Source organism: Methylobacterium oryzihabitans, assembly GCF_004004555.2.
In the GTDB taxonomy this organism is placed as follows: Bacteria; Pseudomonadota; Alphaproteobacteria; order Rhizobiales; family Beijerinckiaceae; genus Methylobacterium; species Methylobacterium oryzihabitans.
In genome coordinates this window covers 1-16,712 of sequence record NZ_SACP01000034.1, presented here as the reverse complement: position 1 = coordinate 16,712, position 16,712 = coordinate 1, and the positions used below count along the sequence as shown (strand labels likewise).

Annotated in this window: 14 protein-coding genes and 1 CRISPR repeat array; all 14 genes read left to right on the top strand. The window is 69.7% G+C overall.

What is annotated here, in order from left to right; translation table 11 throughout:
* Positions 1 to 5 precede the first annotated feature (5 nt).
* Positions 6 to 923 carry a WYL domain-containing protein gene (locus EOE48_RS24185; RefSeq protein ID WP_127733450.1) on the top strand — a complete coding sequence of 306 codons (918 nt, stop codon included), beginning with the start codon at positions 6 to 8 and terminating at the stop codon, positions 921 to 923.
* 127 nt (positions 924 to 1,050) lie between these two features.
* A complete protein-coding gene (locus tag EOE48_RS24180) occupies positions 1,051 to 1,653 on the top strand; it encodes a hypothetical protein (RefSeq protein WP_127733449.1) in 603 nt (200 codons plus the stop codon).
* Between the two features lie 643 nt (positions 1,654 to 2,296).
* Positions 2,297 to 3,505 carry a PGN_0703 family putative restriction endonuclease gene (locus EOE48_RS24175; protein WP_127733448.1) on the top strand — a complete coding sequence of 403 codons (1,209 nt, stop codon included), beginning with the start codon at positions 2,297 to 2,299 and terminating at the stop codon, positions 3,503 to 3,505.
* 71 nt (positions 3,506 to 3,576) lie between these two features.
* Positions 3,577 to 3,750: a hypothetical protein gene (locus EOE48_RS29350; protein ID WP_187371528.1), complete on the top strand. Its 174-nt coding sequence runs from the start codon at positions 3,577 to 3,579 to the stop codon at positions 3,748 to 3,750.
* Positions 3,751 to 3,938: 188 nt separating this feature from the next.
* Positions 3,939 to 4,514, top strand: a complete 576-nt coding sequence (locus EOE48_RS24170) for an SRPBCC family protein (protein ID WP_127733447.1) — start codon at positions 3,939 to 3,941, stop codon at positions 4,512 to 4,514.
* Positions 4,515 to 5,151: 637 nt separating this feature from the next.
* A complete protein-coding gene (locus EOE48_RS24165; RefSeq protein ID WP_127733446.1) occupies positions 5,152 to 5,667 on the top strand; it encodes a hypothetical protein in 516 nt (171 codons plus the stop codon).
* A gap of 429 nt (positions 5,668 to 6,096) precedes the next feature.
* Positions 6,097 to 8,784: a CRISPR-associated helicase Cas3' gene (gene cas3 / locus EOE48_RS24160; RefSeq protein ID WP_127733445.1), complete on the top strand. Its 2,688-nt coding sequence runs from the start codon at positions 6,097 to 6,099 to the stop codon at positions 8,782 to 8,784.
* Between the two features lie 134 nt (positions 8,785 to 8,918).
* A CRISPR array of direct repeats spans positions 8,919 to 10,107; the repeat unit is 29 nt; unit sequence GTGTTCCCCGCAGGCGCGGGGATGAACCG.
* 215 nt (positions 10,108 to 10,322) lie between these two features.
* Positions 10,323 to 11,993 carry a type I-E CRISPR-associated protein Cse1/CasA gene (gene casA / locus EOE48_RS24155; RefSeq protein WP_210249595.1) on the top strand — a complete coding sequence of 557 codons (1,671 nt, stop codon included), beginning with the start codon at positions 10,323 to 10,325 and terminating at the stop codon, positions 11,991 to 11,993.
* A complete protein-coding gene (gene casB, locus EOE48_RS24150; RefSeq protein WP_187371527.1) occupies positions 11,990 to 12,601 on the top strand; it encodes a type I-E CRISPR-associated protein Cse2/CasB in 612 nt (203 codons plus the stop codon). The genes casA and casB overlap by 4 nt, the downstream gene beginning before the upstream one ends.
* Before the next feature lie 30 nt (positions 12,602 to 12,631).
* Entirely contained in the window at positions 12,632 to 13,672 is a 1,041-nt protein-coding gene (gene cas7e / locus EOE48_RS24145) for a type I-E CRISPR-associated protein Cas7/Cse4/CasC (RefSeq protein ID WP_127733443.1), read from the top strand.
* 29 nt (positions 13,673 to 13,701) lie between these two features.
* Positions 13,702 to 14,490: a type I-E CRISPR-associated protein Cas5/CasD gene (gene cas5e / locus EOE48_RS24140; protein ID WP_187371526.1), complete on the top strand. Its 789-nt coding sequence runs from the start codon at positions 13,702 to 13,704 to the stop codon at positions 14,488 to 14,490.
* Entirely contained in the window at positions 14,487 to 15,212 is a 726-nt protein-coding gene (cas6e, locus tag EOE48_RS24135) for a type I-E CRISPR-associated protein Cas6/Cse3/CasE (protein ID WP_127733441.1), read from the top strand. Before cas5e ends, cas6e begins: the two co-directional genes overlap by 4 nt.
* Positions 15,209 to 16,165, top strand: a complete 957-nt coding sequence (cas1e, locus tag EOE48_RS24130) for a type I-E CRISPR-associated endonuclease Cas1e (protein ID WP_127733440.1) — start codon at positions 15,209 to 15,211, stop codon at positions 16,163 to 16,165. Before cas6e ends, cas1e begins: the two co-directional genes overlap by 4 nt.
* Before the next feature lie 16 nt (positions 16,166 to 16,181).
* Positions 16,182 to 16,472, top strand: a complete 291-nt coding sequence (gene cas2e / locus EOE48_RS24125) for a type I-E CRISPR-associated endoribonuclease Cas2e (RefSeq protein WP_127733439.1) — start codon at positions 16,182 to 16,184, stop codon at positions 16,470 to 16,472.
* Positions 16,473 to 16,712: the final 240 nt, after the last annotated feature.

Sequence of the window (16,712 nt, the reverse complement as noted above, 5' to 3'; positions counted from 1 at the left end):
GCGGGATGGAGAACGGCGGCGAACGCCTACGCTGGGGAGTCCGTCGACGCCTCGAATTCATCGACTTTCGGCTGTTCTGGGATGGCCGGTTCAATCGCAGCGACCTCTCCGCCGCCTTCGCCATCTCGGCCCAGCAGGCTTCAGCCGACATCGCACAGTATGAGAAGATCGCGTCGGCCAACCTTCGATACGATCGCACCGAGAAGGCCTACATCCGCACGGAAGCCTTCGCGCCCGCGTTTATCGGTGAGACGATCGAGCGCTACCTGCTGCAGTTGGTCGCCATCGAGAACCGGTGGATGCGACCGGAAGATACCTGGTTCGACGCCATCCCCCCCGTTGAGGTGATCACCCTCGGCCGGCGTCCGACCGATCCGACTGTGCTGCTGAGGGTGCTGGACGCCATTGGCAAGCGGCAGGAAATCGACATCGGCTACGCCTCGCTGACGGGTTCGGTGCAGCCGTCGCGAACAATAGCCCCCCACGCTCTCGCGCACAGCGCCGGGCGCTGGTACGTCAGGTCCTGGTCGAAGGACCATGACGACTTCCGAGACTACAACCTCAATCGGATCGCGACCGTCAGCGATCATCGCCCTGCCACGATCGACCCGACTCTCGACTTCGAGTGGGTCCACAAAATCAACCTCGACATCCGGCCGAACCCTGAACTCTCGACGGAACGGCAAGCCGCGGTGGCGGCCGAACACGGCATGACCGATGGGCGGCTGTTGCGGCCCTGCCGACTGAGCCTCAGCTTCTACCTGATGAGCGAGTACAATCTCGATGTTGAACCAGGCGTCCTCAAGCCGGAGAAGCAGCAGATCGTGCTGGAGAACCGGGATGAAGTGACACAGGCGCGGGCCTTATCGCGCCAGATGTCGATCGAAGCGCTGGCGCGCGCGGCGAGCGCCGCTTCATCGTGACTCTTCGCCGTCGCTCGCCGCGTTGTCAGACCTTGCGCCGTCGCCCGACATGGCAATAGCGGCGACCCTCCTATTCGGAAGCCTGGCGCGGGCCGACCATTCGGCAGGGTCGGACACCGACCTGTTGATGATCAATCTCAAGGACGAGACGCGCCATGTCTCGGTCGGACAACTCTCGATATTCATCTATCCTTGGCGTCAACTTGAGGAGGACGCGCAGTCGGGAGACCTCTTCACCTGCCATCTTGTCCAGGAAGCCAAGCCACTCGTCGATCCGGATGGGTATCTTCCGCGCCTTCAATCCGCGTTTCAATTCCGTTCAAGCTACCAGGACGATATCGAGCGGGCCTTCGACCTTGGCTGGTACTTGGTTCGGTTCGGCGACGAGCTGACTTCGGCCTTGCTCGCCAAGCGAGCGCTATGGTGCATTCGAACGGTTTTAATCGCCCGCAGCGCCGAACGCCGGGTGCCGGTCTTTGCGCCGCGGCAGCTCGCCCAGCAAACGCCGTCGAAGCCGGCGCGGGAGCTTCTGAACGCCCGCCATCACCAGCCGGACGGCAACAGTCTTCGACAAGCCTTGCGCTCATTCCTGGAGACGGAGGCGACGTCAGCGTCGTTGCTCGTCGATGCGGAGAAGAGCGTGTTCCTAGGCCGTTTCGTTGCGACCTCGAACAAGGTGGCGCTGCAGACCTTGAAGCAGCATGAGAAGAACCGGAAAGGCTATTCCTAACGTATGTAGCAGGCTGCTCGACGTGCGGTCAGGGCGTGACAGCGTTTGTCGAGACCGTATGGACCTTCCCCTGCGGCCGAGCCTCGCGGTCTACGCCTTTTCCTTCTGCGGGACGCGTCCCGCCACCCGTCGGCGGCTGTGGCTCTGAAGGTCCGGTTAGGGTCGAACACAGGCCTAAGCCAAGCGCGCACACCAGCGTCTGCTTCCAAGCGAGCACCAAGTTTCCGCTTTTGGCGCATCTCGGGAAGGGCGACGGCGCTTTGACGCAGCGCAGCGAGTGCACCCCGGCTGTCCGACCCGCTATCTTCGCGAAAACATCAGCCAGACCAGGGACGAGGCGCACGCAGCCGGCCGGCTGGCTGGGCGGCGGCGGTGCACTACCTGCCGCCTACCACCCCTGCGCCGACACCCGCCGGCGCGCCTGCCGTAGCCGCCGACGTGGACGACGACGGCTGCGACCGCCCCCTGGCGGACCGGCACCTCGACGGGCGACCACGCCGGAGCACCAGACGGACCAAGCCCATGCGCACCTCCGGCCTGGTAGGAAGCCACGCCGCGCCGTCCCCTTCGTCGTTCAACTCCCTGTCCCCTCCGGGAATCCCGGTCCAGCCGTACACCCGCGGCCGTGACTTAGGACCACCCCATGGACACCACCGTCCCTCTGCCGCCCGCCGCCGACAACCCCACCCTCTTCGCGGACGCCGCCCGCGCCATCCTCGACCCCTCCGGCCTCGGCCCGATCAACCGCGTGCCTCTCATCCCCGAATCCGCCCGCCGCCGCCACCGCGTCTTCATCCCCGCCGACCACCGCTTCAAAGCCGCCGCCCGCTTCCTCCAGGCGCTCTGGCGCGAGGACCGCGGCCTCGCAATCGGCACCCACGTCAACTGCCGCGAGCCGCACCGCCCCCGCCGACTCGGCTCACGCATCTCGACCGCAGCCGGCGCGCTCGGCGCCAACTTCCTTCATCCCGACATCCTCCCGGTCGTCACCCGCGCGCTCGCCTACCGTGAGCCCGGCGCGGCCTACGACGTCGATCGTCTCAAGACCAACCTCCTCTCCTCGCAGCCACTCGCCTTCAACCTATTCGGCCTGCTCGCCCGCGACCTCACGCAGGCCACCCGCTTCGTCACCGAACTGCTGCCGGGGACACTGACGGAGGTCACCGACGTGCTGTTCGAACATAGCCCCGGCCGCGGCGACGCTCGGTTCACCGCCGACCGCACCGCCTACGACGTCGTCCTACGCGGACGCTCCCCGAACGGGGGACGCGCGTTCATCTGCATCGAGATCAAGTACAGCGAGTCCGGCCACGAACCCGCACCGCCGCCGCACCCGCGGCACGCACAGATCGCGCACACCACCCCGAGCCTGTTCGTGGACCCGAACGACCCGACGCTGACCCGCTCAGTCTGCCAGCAGTTTTACCGCCAGCACTGCCTCGCCGCGGCCACGCTCAGAGCCGGGCTCGCCGACACGGCAACATTCGTCTTCCTCGCGCCCGCGCCCAACGTCACGGCGCACAAGGCTGCAGCGACCTACGCACGCCACCTCACGGACCCGCAGGCCGGCCCCATCCCCTTCATCCCGCTCACGCTGGAACACACTTTCGCGGCACTCGCAGCGGCGGGCCTAACCGACCACGCCCGCGCCCTTCATCGCCGCTACACCGACTTTTGGCTCGTCGACGGCGAACTCGACCTCGCCGCGGCAGCCACCTCCGACACCATCCCGTCACAGGACGAGGCATCTTCCACCGCGAGGAAACCCACACGCACCCGGAAGTTGCCCACTCCCCGGGATCCGTCCCTGGCGACACAACGGATGACGCGGCCTGCGGCTCGCGCGGCCTAAGCACATCACAGCGCGGTCCCCCCGGGGCCGGCTGGCACACAGCACGCCGGCCGGCCCCGGAGCCTATCACCTTGGCTGACCTCGACCCGAATGCGCTCGCATGCCGCCGCTCGCCAGACCGCGGCGCCAAGCACTCGCCACCCACGCAGAAATCCGGCTCAGACAGCTTTTCGATGAAATCCCTTCATCACGTCAGCGACCACGTTCATGCGGGCAACGCGGCATTCATTCACGGCGAACAATAGGGCGCATTTCCCCAAGCATCCCTGGAGCAAATCTCTCCCTGTGAGGGTCAAGCAAATCCCTCGACACCTCAGCGCGAACGGCGCAACATCTCCAAACTATATTGCACGAGCAGACAAGGCCGCTGAATATGCAGCGACCCCACGCCATTCACCATGTCTGCTCCCACGATGTATTTGGAGATCGAACCATGCAAAATCGCGCACCAATTCTCCTTCCGCACGACGAAGACAGATATCTTGACATAGACCCCGTCATCACGTTCATGATTGAGAGGCGCATTCGTGCTTGGGAATCCGACATATCTCGCGCGTGGACGGACCCGGAGATATTCAAACGCTGGATCACACCCCCAGGTCACCAGCTCGTCGATTTCTCCGCCGATCCCGACGGAATAATAACCTTTGTCCTGAAAGGCGAGGGGGACGACGACACATGCGTCGAGTACACCCTGAACTGCGCAACGCGCTTTCGAAACCGCCAAATAGAGTTCAAATTCTCAACTTCACAAGTTCCGGGCATGGGCGACCTGGAAACAGTTCATCTCCAAATCAACATCGGCAGAAACCGCCAAGGCGTGCATCGCAACACCCCCAGTTACGAACTCCTTCTAGGATTTGATAACCCGTCGCTCTGGCACTGTACAAGCCACGTAGGCCTGCACAACTTCTGGCTTGAGGCGACCCAGCGAATGGCACAATTCGTCGAGGACAACTCGGACCTGCTACGACAGAAGAAGCTGACGCACGACTGCGAAGCTGACTGACCGCCAAGCAGCCCGGCGGCGCTCGCCGTCGCCGGGCTGCACCCGGCGAGTACGTACGTGTCAAATCCGCAAGCCAAATCGACAGTTCCGGCACTCCAGCAATCGGGATGCGCTACTGCTCTGTGGGCCCGCACGGCAGACGATCATGTGTCAGGCGACCACAGCAATAAATTGGAAAACCTTCGAGGTCTAGCGGGGAAACAGAACGCAAAACATTCTCCACGAAGACTGCTATCAGCCTACGTTACGTAGATCACGGCTCGCCGCAAGACGGCCTTATGACAACTCGGACCTCCGTTCACGCTGCCCCGTCCGAGCCTGACGATAAATCCATCCTGTCACCACAACCTCTGCCTGAGGCCCAAAAAAGCCGAAGCACCCGGTCGGGTAGATCCAGCTTCACAACGAATCGCTTCATAGGTAACCGACGGCGCTCAACAGGTCACCGCATCCATACGACCGCCCTCGTGCTATAATTACCATTGTCGATCGACGGCGCTGCGCCAGAACTCCCCCGCAGATACTACTACCCACCCCGCACTTCTTCGTCTGGCACCGCAGGCGACACTACCCTACACTCTCACAACTCTCTTGCGGCTGTTTCGGCGCAGCGTCCCCCGACCAGGACGCCGCCTTTATGCTGACCCACCATACGGATCCAATCCGCACGGCCACGACGCTCACGACGAGCCGCTGTGTCGAAGCTTTGCCTCACGACGTCGAACGCTCCCTGCAGTGCCCCAACCTGTTCCGGTCACTCGCGGCCTCTCGCGAGCCACGCACGGTCGCGATCGACTTCAATCCCCGTCACCAAGGCTGCGGTGCAATCACGATCGCCTGCACCGAAACCGGCATCAGCGAGCGCCGGCCACTCCGCACGCGGCACCACTCACCCTGGAACCTGACAGCCGAGACGGAAGACGGAGCACTCGTGCGCGGCGGGAGCAGAGCCCCTGTCTTCGCGCTGGACATCCTTCTGGTCCCGCTCATCCGTCCACGGCGGCCCGTCGCGACCCGAGTAGGCATGTTCTTCCGCTTCGTGCCCGCCTCCTGGTGGCCCGTCCACCTGGAGGGCGCGCTCACTGACCTCGCCGACCTTTGGCTTCGCCGCCTCGAAGAGCATCAGCATTCGTCGGCCGAACACCACCGCTGACGACGCGCACCACCAGACCACCCGCACGGCCACATCGGCAAAATCGGCCACATCCACGCCCAGCTAACGCGTTGAAAGTTGGCACGTCTCGCCAGGTGGATTCTGCTCACATGCCGCCTCCGGTGCCCCCGACGTGCTCCAGCTCGACCCCACGAGAAGGCGCCTTCATATAGCGCAACCGTACTCTGTGTTTGGTCTGTTTAAGGATGCACCCTCATCCAGGTTGACGACTGATCTAGCAGCTGGACACTCAACAATAGCGGCTCAAATGAAACGGGGCAGCCTCTCAACCACGATCGCCTTTGCCGCGGTTGGCTGCCTCCTGCCGCAACTGGGCAGGATCCTGGTTTGCCCGCCCACAGGCCTGCTCTGCCCATCGACACCGCAGCGGTCTGCGCGGAAGATGGAGGCCGCAAGGGGAGGGCGGTCGTGCATGCGTCACAACAGCCGGCGGCGTTCGCGTCGTTCTGGGGGAAGGCGCGCCCCGATCCCGCCGCCCGTGGTCGCTCCTTCCACCCGGCCTGGGCGCACGGCCTCGACGTCGCCGCAGCCGGGAAAGCCCTCCTGCGCTCTCGTCCACGGGCCTTCCACGCGGTCGCGGCCCGGCTTGGCTGGAGCATCGCGGGGCTCGAAGCGCTCTGGCTGCACCTGCTGGCTCTGCACGACATCGGCAAGTTCTCGCCTCTGTTCCAGGCGAAGGTGCCGCTTCTCTACCCGGCGACGCTGCCCCCGCTGCCCGAAGCGATGGTGGGACGTCACGACCCCGGGCACCCGGCCGCCGGCCTCCTGCTGCTGAGCGGCTGGCTCGAGGAGGAGGGGGATGGACCAGCCCTGGGACGAGGTTGGTCGGGGAGGGTGCGCCACCGTCTCCTCCAACCGATCCTCGGGCATCACGGCCGCCCGGTCCGGCTGCCGGAGGATTGGCAGCCGGAAGATGCAGGCCCCCTGTTCGGGCCCGTGGCCGAGGCGGCGGCCCGCAGCTACTGGAGCGCCGTCGCCGCGCTCCTGCCGGTTCCGGACCTCGCGCCACCCTCGACGGCCGCGATGGCCGAGGCGAGCTGGACGCTGGCCGGCTTCACGGCCCTCGCTGACTGGATCGGCTCCAGCCAGCGTTGGTTCCCCTACGTCGCTGCGGACACGGACGTCGCGGCGTATTGGGACGAATCCTGCCGACGGGCCGAGGCGGCGCTGGGCGAAGCGGGCCTGCGCCCGGCACAGCCGGGCCCACGCCTCTCCTTCGCGGCACTGACTGGTCTGCCCTACCCACCGACCGACGCCCAGACCTGGGCCGGGGCGGTGGCGCTGCCGCAGGGGCCGCTGTTGGCGCTGGTGGAGGACGTCACCGGCGGCGGCAAGACGGAGGCCGCCCTGATGCTCGCCCACCGCCTGCTCGCCGAGGGGCGGGCCGACGGCCTCTACCTCGCCTTGCCCACCATGGCGACCGCCAACGCCATGTTCGCGCGGATCGAGGAGATCGCAGGCCGGCTCTACGACGGCACCGCCCGTCCGTCCCTGGCGCTCGCCCACGGCCGCGCCAGCCTGCATCCGCGCTTCCGCCGCGCGGCCGAGGGATTGTTCGTGGACCCGGCACCGGGGTCGGACGAGGATGCCGCAACGGTCGCACCGGCCTGGCTCGCGAGCGAGAGCCGCAAGGCGCTCCTCGCCGATCTCGGCGTCGGCACCATCGATCAGGCCGTGCTGGCGGTGCTGCCCAACCGCTTCGGCACCGTCCGCCTTGCCGGGCTGGCCGGCAAGGTCGTGATCGTGGACGAGGCGCACAGCTACGACGCCTATGTAAGCGCGGAACTCTCCCGCCTCGTCGCCTTCCACGCCGCGTCCGGCGGCGCGACGATCGTCCTGTCGGCCACCCTGCCTGCCGCCGTGAAGCGCCGCCTCGTCGCCGCATGGCGCGGCGCGGTCGGGGCACCCGACCGGCCGCTCGCCGCCACAAACTATCCCCTCGCGACCCTGATCGGGATGGACGGGACGTCGGCCGAAACCCGGCTCACGGCGCGGGCCGACCTGTGCCGTCCCCTTGGGGTGGACCGCGTGCCGGACGCGGCCGGCGCGCTCGACCGCATCCGGCGTGCCGCGGAGGCCGGGGCCTGCATCGCCTGGATCCGCAACACGGTCGACGACGCCCTCGACGGCGCGGCGGCCCTGCGCGCGGCCGGCCTCGACACCGACCTGTTCCACGCCCGATTCGCGGTCGCGGACCGGCTGGCCATCGAGGCGCGGGTGCTGGCCCGGTTCGGCAAGGCGTCGCACCCCGAGGAGCGCCGTGCCCGGGTTCTGGTCGCCACCCAGGTGGTGGAGCAATCGCTCGACCTCGATTTCGATCTCGTCGTCACCGACCTCGCGCCGGTCGATGCGGTGTTGCAGCGGGCGGGGCGGCTGTGGCGGCACGGGGGCCGGCCCCGGCCGATCCCGGGTCCGACCCTGGTCGTCGTCGCCCCCGATCCCACCGGACCCATTGGCGCCGACTGGGCAAAGACGGCCTTTCCCCGTGCCGCGCATGTCTATGCCGACCATGCCATCCTGTGGCGGACGGCGCGCGAACTGGTCGCCCGGCCGGTCCTGCGCGTGCCGGAAGACGTGCGGGCCGTGATCGAGGCGGTCTACGACGACGGGGAGGACGACATCCCGCCGCCGCTTCGTCCGATCCGCGATGCGGCCATCGGCCGGGCGAGCGCCGAGCGAAGCGTGGCCGGACAGACCCTCCTGGTCTTTCCGGACGGCTACCGACCGGACGGCCGCGGCTGGCCGGAGGAGGGTTCGGCCCCGACCCGTCTCGCCGAGGCGCGTCGCACCCTCCGTCTCGCGCGGGCGGACGGCGACCGGCTCGTGCCCTGGCACGCCGATCCCGATCCACGCCTCGCCTGGGCGCTCTCGGAGGTCTCGGTTCCCGAACGGCGGCTGCGCGGCCGCGACAATCCGGAGCCACGCTGGCGGGAGGCAGCCGACGCGGCCCGCGCCGGCTGGGGCCGGTTCGAGGACGCCGTCATCCTGCTGCCCCTGGAGCCGCAGCAGGACGGTTCATGGCAGGGCACCCTGCTCGACGCGGACGGCGACCGGCTGACGCTGCGCTACGACGGGCGGACCGGCCTGCGGTTCTGAGGGGTAACCCCCTGGCCTGCGTCCCCAATCCGGATCATGATCGAGCCTCCGGCGCCTGTCGCGAACGAACGCGGAACGTTGGTGGGTTTTTTGACATCGTGAAAGGTGAGCTGCATCAACAGCTTCCCGGAAGAGTGCTCCCCGCAGGCGCGGGGATGAACCGTCGGCGAGCGCGGCGACCACGGCCTTGTCGTTGTGCTCCCCGCAGGCGCGGGGATGAACCGCTCCGGTACTTCCCGACGGCGAAGGATCGGGCGTGCTCCCCGCAGGCGCGGGGATGAACCGTAGGCACCCATGGCGCGCGCTCCCTTCGGCTTGTGCTCCCCGCAGGCGCGGGGATGAACCGCGACCGGGCTGTCCGAGCGCGCCGCCGAGCAGGTGCTCCCCACAGGCGCGGGGATGAACCGGGGAGCTGCTTTCCGACCCAGGTGCAGCTGGCGTGCTCCCCGCAGGCGCGGGGATGAACCGGCGCTACAGGTCTGCGATCCGCGGGGCGGTCGGTGCTCCCCGCAGGCGCGGGGATGAACCGGAAATCCGGGGCGGCGCCGAAAGGTGCGAGAGGTGTTCCCCGCAGGCGCGGGGATGAACCGAACTCGACCCCGCTGTCCGGCGTGACGCCCATGTGTTCCCCGCAGGCGCGGGGATGAACCGGCGTCGGTCGTCCCATCGGAGCGAGGCGGGTCGTGTTCCCCGCAGGCGCGGGGATGAACCGGCGCAGGACTGGCCGATGGCGGATAAGATCGCGTGTTCCCCGCAGGCGCGGGGATGAACCGCCTTACTGCGACCGCCTCCTCGCGGCGCTCTCGTGTTCCCCGCAGGCGCGGGGATGAACCGGCTGACGGCGTCCTCGGACCGGCCTCGATGCGGTGTTCCCCGCAGGCGCGGGGATGAACCGTTCAAGGCAGCCCTCCGCATAGACGATCCCTAGTGTTCCCCGCAGGCGCGGGGATGAACCGGGGATGTTGCAGGCGATGCAGCGGTCGACGTCGTGTTCCCCGCAGGCGCGGGGATGAACCGCGGTCTCGGCCTCCGGCGAGTCCCCCCTCGCGCGTGTCCCCCGCAGGCGCGGGGATGAACCGCCCCTGACCACGATCCTCGCCGAGATTGAGCAGTGTCCCCCGCAGGCGCGGGGATGAACCGGGTCAGAACTACATCAGCATGGTGCGCTCGGAGTGTTCCCTGCAGGCGCGGGGATGAACCGCTGGAGAACGCGCGGGAAGCTGCTGCGCTGGAGTGTTCCCTGCAAGCGCGGGGATGAACCGCTGATCGACCAGACCAGTTCCGCCCATTCCTCGTGTTCCCCGCAGGCGCGGGGATGAACCTCAAACCGGATCCGCTGCGGGTCTTGCACCGAGGCAATCCATGCTCGCAGTTCTCTGGGGCGACCGGCCCAGTGCCACTTTTTCACGGGGAGACGATGTGTTTTCCGCTATGCCAGGAATGAAACTGCACGGTGGCTACCGCAGGGGCCTTGTGATCCAGCGGATCGTCTGCAACCCTTGCTACAAGGTCGCTTGAGTCGACGCCCTGGGGGCTCTGTGATTCTACCGTTCTCCCTCCTGGCCGAAGCCTGGATCCCCGTCCTGCGCGCCGATGGAGCGCAGGACCTGATCCGGCCGGCGGCCATCACGGCGGATCTCACGACGAATCCCGTCGTGGCGCCCGCCTGGGGCCGGGCCGATTTCGATGCCGCCACCTGCGAATTCCTCATCGGGTTGCTGGCGACCACCTGCGGCCACCGCGCGGACGAGGACGAATGGGAGGCGTGGTTCCGCTCGCCCCCACCGCCCGAGAGGCTGGACGAGGCGTTCGCCTCCGTCGCGCCGGCCTTCGTGCTCGATGGCGACGGCCCGCGCTTCGGACAGGATCTCGACCCGCTGGACGAAGGCGAGGCGAGGGCGGTCATGCAACTCCTGATCGAGGCGCCGGGCGCGAACACCGTCAAGCGCAACCTCGACCACTTCGTCCGCCGCGGCGGCGTCGAAACCCTGTCGCGGGCGGGCGCCGCGATGGCGCTGTTCACGCTCCAGACCTACGCGCCCTCGGGGGGGGCCGGCCACCGCGTCTCCGTGCGGGGCGGCGGGCCGCTGACGACGCTGCTGGTGCCCGGGCCCCTGCGCGGCGAGGCGCGCGACGATCCGATGCCGCACCGGCGCACCCCAATCCCGCTCTGGCGCACCCTGTGGCTCGCGGTCCCGCACCGGCGCGAGGCGGTGGCGCCGGAGCGCGTGTTTCCCTGGCTCGGGCCGACCCGCGTCTCGGACAAGGGCCGCCCGACCACGCCCGAGGACACCGATCCGCTCCAGGCGTTCTGGGGCATGCCGCGGCGCATCCGCCTCGTCGTCGAGCCGAACCCGGAAGCCCGCCCCTGCGATCTCACCGGCCGGATCGACGCGGGCGTGGTGCGGGTCTACCGCACCCGCCCGCACGGTACGAGCTACGCCGCGTTCCGCCACCCGCTCTCGCCGCACTACCGCGCCAAGCCGACCGAGCCGTTCCTGCCCCTGCATGGTCAGCCCGGACGAGTCGGCTACCGCCACTGGGTCGGGCTCGTGGCCGACGGTGACGGCGACAACCGCCTCGCCGCCGAGGCGGTCACGCTGGCCCGACGGCGCCTGGGCGACCTCGATGCCTCTGCGCGCCTCGGCACCCGCCTCCGCGCGGCCGGCTACGACATGGACAACATGAAGGCCCGCGAGTTCATCGAGAGCGAAATGCCGCTCCATCTCGTCCCGGGCGAGCTTTTCGCCCCCTACGACCGGGCCGTGCGTCGGCTGGTGGCGGGCGCCCGCGAGGCGGACGGGCTGCTGCGCTTCTTCGTCCGGCAGGCGACGTCGGTCGAGAAGGGCGGCGTGCTGGACCTCGCCCGGGCGCGGTTCTGGGAGCGGACCGAGACTGCGTTCGGGCAGGCGCTCGAAGACCTCTCGAAGAACCTCCGCACCGGCGACGCCGCGCCCAACCTCGTCTCGCTGGGGGCGGCCAGGGCGTGGCTCGCCGTGCTGCAACGGACCACCGCCGCGCTGTTCGACGACCTGATCCCGCTCGACGGGCTCGACGCACTGGGCGAGCGGGCGATCCGGGCCCGCGTCAAGGCACGGGCCGATCTCGGCACGGCGATGCACGGATGGGGCAAGCTCGGCCAGGGCCTGTTCAAGGCGCTCGACCTCGCCGTCCCGGAGGTCGTGAAGACCCGCAGGAAGGCGGCATGAGCGGGCCGGTCCCACCCGAGACCGGGACGGTGCCGCGGGACCGGCGGGCGCTGGCCCGGCGCTGGTGGCAGCGGCTGCCGCCCGGTCGCGCGGGCCTGCCGGAGCCGCTGCTATTCGACCGCGGCAGCCGCGCCCGCCTGCGCCGGGCCCACGGACCGGTCGACATCCTCGACGAACCGGTCGTGTTCGCCCTTCATCGGGAACTCGGCTTCGGGCCTCAGGGGGCGGACAGGACCCTGATCCCGGTCGCCGTCGCGGCCTGCGTGCTCGCCCGCATCCGGACCGACGCCCCGGGGCGCGGCCTCGCCTCCGTGCTGGGGCGGGCGAAGGACGGGCCGCAGGCCCTGCTGTCGCCGCTGCGGCTCAAGCGCCTGCTGACGGCCCGCGATCCGGACGACCTGCTGCGCCAGATGCGACGGGCCGTCGACCTGGCCGGCGACCGGCCGGTCGATGTCGGCGGCCTCGCGGTCACGCTCCTCGACTGGCTGGACCCCGACGCGGGCGACCGGGCCCGCTCGCGCTTCGCCTACGACTACTACGCCGCCGAGTACGCGACGCCCGGCCGGCCCGCCGGCGCGGCCTCCGAGGCCGTCTTCCCGGCCGTGTGACGGCTTCCCCTTTCGAGATCCCCCCGCGCCATGACCATCTTCGTGCAGTTGCACTGGCTGACCGCCTATCCGCCGGCCAACCTCAACCGCGACGATACCGGGCGGCCGAAGACGGCCCGCTTCGGCAACGTCGATCGCCTGCGGGTCTCCTCGCAGGCCCTCAAGCGGGCATGGCGAACCTCCGACGCCTTCCGGAGCGCCCTTCACGGCCATCTCGGCGAGAGGACGCAGCGGCTCGGCGAGGAGATCGAGCGGCATCTCGTCGGGCAAGGCATCGCGGCCGACGCGGCGCTCCGGGCGGCGCGCGCCGTCGGCGACGTGTTCGGCAAGATCAAGCCCGAGACCGACCGGAAGCCGGCCCGGATCGAGCAACTCGTCTTCGTGTCGGCCGAGGAGCGTGCGGCCGCCCTGGCGCTGGCCGAGCGGATCGCCGCCGGCGGGGAGGTCGACCTGTCGCGGACGCCGCTCCTCAAGCCGGTGGACGGTGCCGTCGACATCGGGATGTTCGGGCGCATGCTGGCCGACGACCCCGACTTCAACCGCGAGGCAGCGGTGCAGGTCGCCCATGCCGTCACCACCCACCGCGCCATCGTCGAGGACGACTACTACACCGCCGTCGACGACCTGAAGACGCCGGCCGAGGATGCCGGGGCGGGCTTCGTCGGCGAGGCCGGGTTCGGGGCCGGCACCTTCTATCTCTACCTGTGCATCGACCGCGACCTGCTGGTCCGCAACCTCGGCGGCGACGAGGCGCTCGCCCGCCGCGGTCTCGCCGCCCTCGTCCAGGCAGCGGCCACGGTGGGTCCGCGCGGCAAGCAGGCGAGCTTCGCGAGCCGCGCCTATGCCAGCTACGGACTGGTCGAGCGCGGCGAGGAGGCCCCCCGCAGCCTCGCCGCGGCCTTCCTCAAGCCGGTCGGCGGCGAGGACGTGCTCCAGGACTCCGTCGCCCGGCTGAGGGCGACGCGGGACCAGTTCGCCCGCGCCTATGGCAGCGACGCCGAGACCGCGGAGATGGACGTGCCGGCAGGGCAGGGCACCCTCGCCGGCCTGATCGCCCTGGCCGCCCGATGACCGCCCTGCGCCGGTCAGACGAGCGCGCGATGCCCGTGCCGGACGGCCTCGCCTTCACGCTCTACGCCCCATTCGCCGCCCTGGGCGACCTCGCGGTGGGCGAACGGCGCGGCGGCTTCGACCGGCCGGCCCGCTCGGCGATCCTCGGCCTCGTCGGGGCTGCGCTCGGGCTGGACCGGGCCGACGAGGCGGGGCATGCGGGCCTCGATCGTGGCTACCGGCTGGCCCAGCGGGTCAGGCTCGGCGGCACCCTGGTCACCGACTACCACACCGTCCAGGCTCCCCCCGCCGACCGCAAGGCCGCCTACGCCACGCGGCGGGACGCGCTCGACCGGCCCGCGCACCGGCTCAACACCCTGCTGTCGTTCCGCGACTACCGGGAGGACCTGTGGGTGGACGTGGCCCTGGTGCGGGTCGCGTCGGACGCGCCCGCCCCGGCCGTGCTGGCGCAGGCCCTGCGACGGCCGGTCTACACGCTCTATCTCGGCCGCAAGTCCTGCCCCCTCGGCCGCCCGCCCGCGCCCCGCTGCGCCGAGGCGGTCGACCGCCTCGCCCCGCTCCTCGACACGCCTCCTTCCTCCGCACCGGAGGGCGGGTTCGATCCGTTCGCTCCACTCGCGTCGATGCGGCGGTCCGCCGAAGCGCGGCTCTACGCGGACGCCGACCTCGCGCCGCTGCTGGCCCCCGATTTCCGCATCGACCGGGTCGAGCGCCGCCGCGACCGCGTGGCGAGCCGCCTGCGGCGCCACTTCACGCTGCGCGACGAGATCGTGGCCTCACCCGCTGGCGCCTCGTCCGAGCCGGAGCCGGCCTCGTGAGCCTGTATCTCAGCCGCATCCGCCTGGCCCGCGCCCCCGATACGGCCGCCCTCGCGCACCTTCTGATGCCGCCGGAGGACAATGCCCGCATCGCGGCCGCGCACCGGCTGATCTGGTCGCTGTTCGCCGACGCTCCCGACCGCTCCCGCGACTTCCTGTGGCGGGAGGACGGCGGGGCGGGTTGGCAGCGCACCACGTTCCTAGTCCTCTCGGCCCGCCCGCCCGAGGACCTGCGCGGCCTGTTCGAGATCGACGAGCCCAAGGTCTTCGCGCCCGCCCTGTCGCCGGGCCAGCGGCTGCGCTTCCGGCTCCGCGCCAGTCCGGGCGCCTCGGAGATGCGGCCGCACGGGCAGCGCGGCAAGCGGATCGACCCCCTGGCCCGGGCGCTGCGCGACCTGCCCCGGGAGGCGCGGGGAGGGGAGCGCGATGCGGTCACGCAGGCGGTCGGCGCCCACTGGCTCCGGCGTCAGGGCGCCGGCGCCGGGTTCCGCCTCGCCGAGGAGGCGGAAGGCGAGGGCGGATCGCGGCCGCTCCTGCGGGTGGACGGCGATGCGTGGCGCGTCCTGCCGCGCGACGGGGGCAGGCCCGTCCGCTTCTCCTCGCTGGATTTCGAGGGCGAACTCGTAGTCGAGGATCCGGCCGCGTTCCTCGCGGCTCTGGCCCGCGGCTTCGGCCGTGCCAAGGCCTTCGGCTGCGGGCTGATGCTGATCCGGCGGCCATGAGTCCAACCAGGCCCCCGGCCGGGCTACCCGGCCTGCCGCCGCCGAAGCCGATCCCGATCCGGGACCGCTCCTCGATGATCTTCATCGAGAAAGGTCGACTCGACGTCCTCGACGGTGCCTTCGTCGTGGTCGACGAGCGCGGCGTACGCACGCAGATCCCGGTCGGCGGCCTCGTGTGCCTGATGCTGGAGCCCGGCACGCGGGTCAGCCACGCGGCCGTGGCGTTGGCGGCGCGGGCCGGCACCCTTCTCGTCTGGGTCGGTGAAGCGGGCGTCCGACTCTACGCGGCCGGGCAGCCCGGCGGCGCACGGTCCGACCGCCTGCTCTGGCAGGCCAAGCTCGCCCTCGACGAGACCGCACGCTTGAAGGTGGTGCGCCGCATGTTCCATCTGCGGTTCGAGGAAGAGGCGCCGGAGCGACGCTCCGTCGACCAGCTTCGCGGCATCGAGGGCGCGCGCGTGCGTCGGCTCTACGAGATCCACGCCCAGCAAAATGGCGTGACGTGGCATCGGCGCTCCTACGATCGCGGCGATTGGGACGCTGCGGACATTCCGAACCGCTGCCTCTACGCTGCGACGGCCTGCCTCCATGGCCTCGCGGAGGCTGCCGTGCTCGCAGCCGGGTATGCGCCTGCCATCGGCTTCCTGCACTCGGGACGAGCGCTGTCCTTCGTCTACGACGTCGCCGACCTGTTCAAGTTCGAGTCCGTCGTTCCGACGGCCTTTCGCATCGCGGGCCGTGCGGCACGAGGCGACCTGGCTGGCTCGGTCGAAGGCGTGGTGCGGCGCGAGTGTCGCGACGCCTTCCGACGGTCGAGGCTGCTCGAACGCATCATCCCGACGATCGAGGATGTGCTGACCGCAGGCGGTCTTCCGCCCCCGGGCGAGCCTGCGGACGCTCAGCCGCCGTCTTTCACCGAGATGCCAACCGGCGACGAGGGGCATCGCGGATGAGACGGAGGTCGAGGGGATGATGGTCGTCATCGTCGAGAACGCACCGCCGCGACTCCGCGGCCGCCTCGCCGTCTGGCTGGTGGAGGTTCGAGCCGGCGTGTATGTCGGACACTACTCACGGCGCACGCGCGAGCGGATCTGGGACCAAGTGCGCGCCGGGATCGAGGGTGGCAATGGGGTCATCGCCTGGACGGCCCAGACCGATGCCGGCTACGCTTTTGATACCTGCGGCAAGAACCGCCGAGAACCCGTGGACTACGATGGCTTGCCTTTGGTTGCGTTTCATCCCGACGAGGCCGGAGGCTGAGGCCGCACGCGAGCCGTGACACCCTTACCTCCTGAGCTCGACTTTGGCCAATTTTGGCGGGTCTGAGGCCCTGGTGGCGCGGGGGTGACGAAGCGGCCGTGACGGGTAGGCTAGCGCTGTTTCGACCAAGAGACACCGCCATGCCTGGCCTGCCCGCCCGCTTCGCCGGGCTCATCCTGGCCTTCGCGCCGCTCTTCGTCCACCGCTCCTGGTGCCACGCCCGGGTCCTGCTTCTCGGCG

What these genes read in the sequence shown, in the direction of transcription:
- EOE48_RS24185 (WP_127733450.1), top strand. Translation starts at nt 6, where the DNA reads ATGGAGAACGGCGGCGAACGCCTACGCTGGGGAGTCCGTCGACGCCTC.
- casB (WP_187371527.1), top strand. Translation starts at nt 11,990, where the DNA reads ATGAGCGGGCCGGTCCCACCCGAGACCGGGACGGTGCCGCGGGACCGG.
- EOE48_RS24175 (WP_127733448.1), top strand. Translation starts at nt 2,297, where the DNA reads ATGGACACCACCGTCCCTCTGCCGCCCGCCGCCGACAACCCCACCCTC.
- EOE48_RS24180 (WP_127733449.1), top strand. Translation starts at nt 1,051, where the DNA reads ATGATCAATCTCAAGGACGAGACGCGCCATGTCTCGGTCGGACAACTC.
- EOE48_RS24165 (WP_127733446.1), top strand. Translation starts at nt 5,152, where the DNA reads ATGCTGACCCACCATACGGATCCAATCCGCACGGCCACGACGCTCACG.
- cas5e (WP_187371526.1), top strand. Translation starts at nt 13,702, where the DNA reads ATGCCCGTGCCGGACGGCCTCGCCTTCACGCTCTACGCCCCATTCGCC.
- cas1e (WP_127733440.1), top strand. Translation starts at nt 15,209, where the DNA reads ATGAGTCCAACCAGGCCCCCGGCCGGGCTACCCGGCCTGCCGCCGCCG.
- cas2e (WP_127733439.1), top strand. Translation starts at nt 16,182, where the DNA reads ATGATGGTCGTCATCGTCGAGAACGCACCGCCGCGACTCCGCGGCCGC.
- cas7e (WP_127733443.1), top strand. Translation starts at nt 12,632, where the DNA reads ATGACCATCTTCGTGCAGTTGCACTGGCTGACCGCCTATCCGCCGGCC.
- EOE48_RS24170 (WP_127733447.1), top strand. Translation starts at nt 3,939, where the DNA reads ATGCAAAATCGCGCACCAATTCTCCTTCCGCACGACGAAGACAGATAT.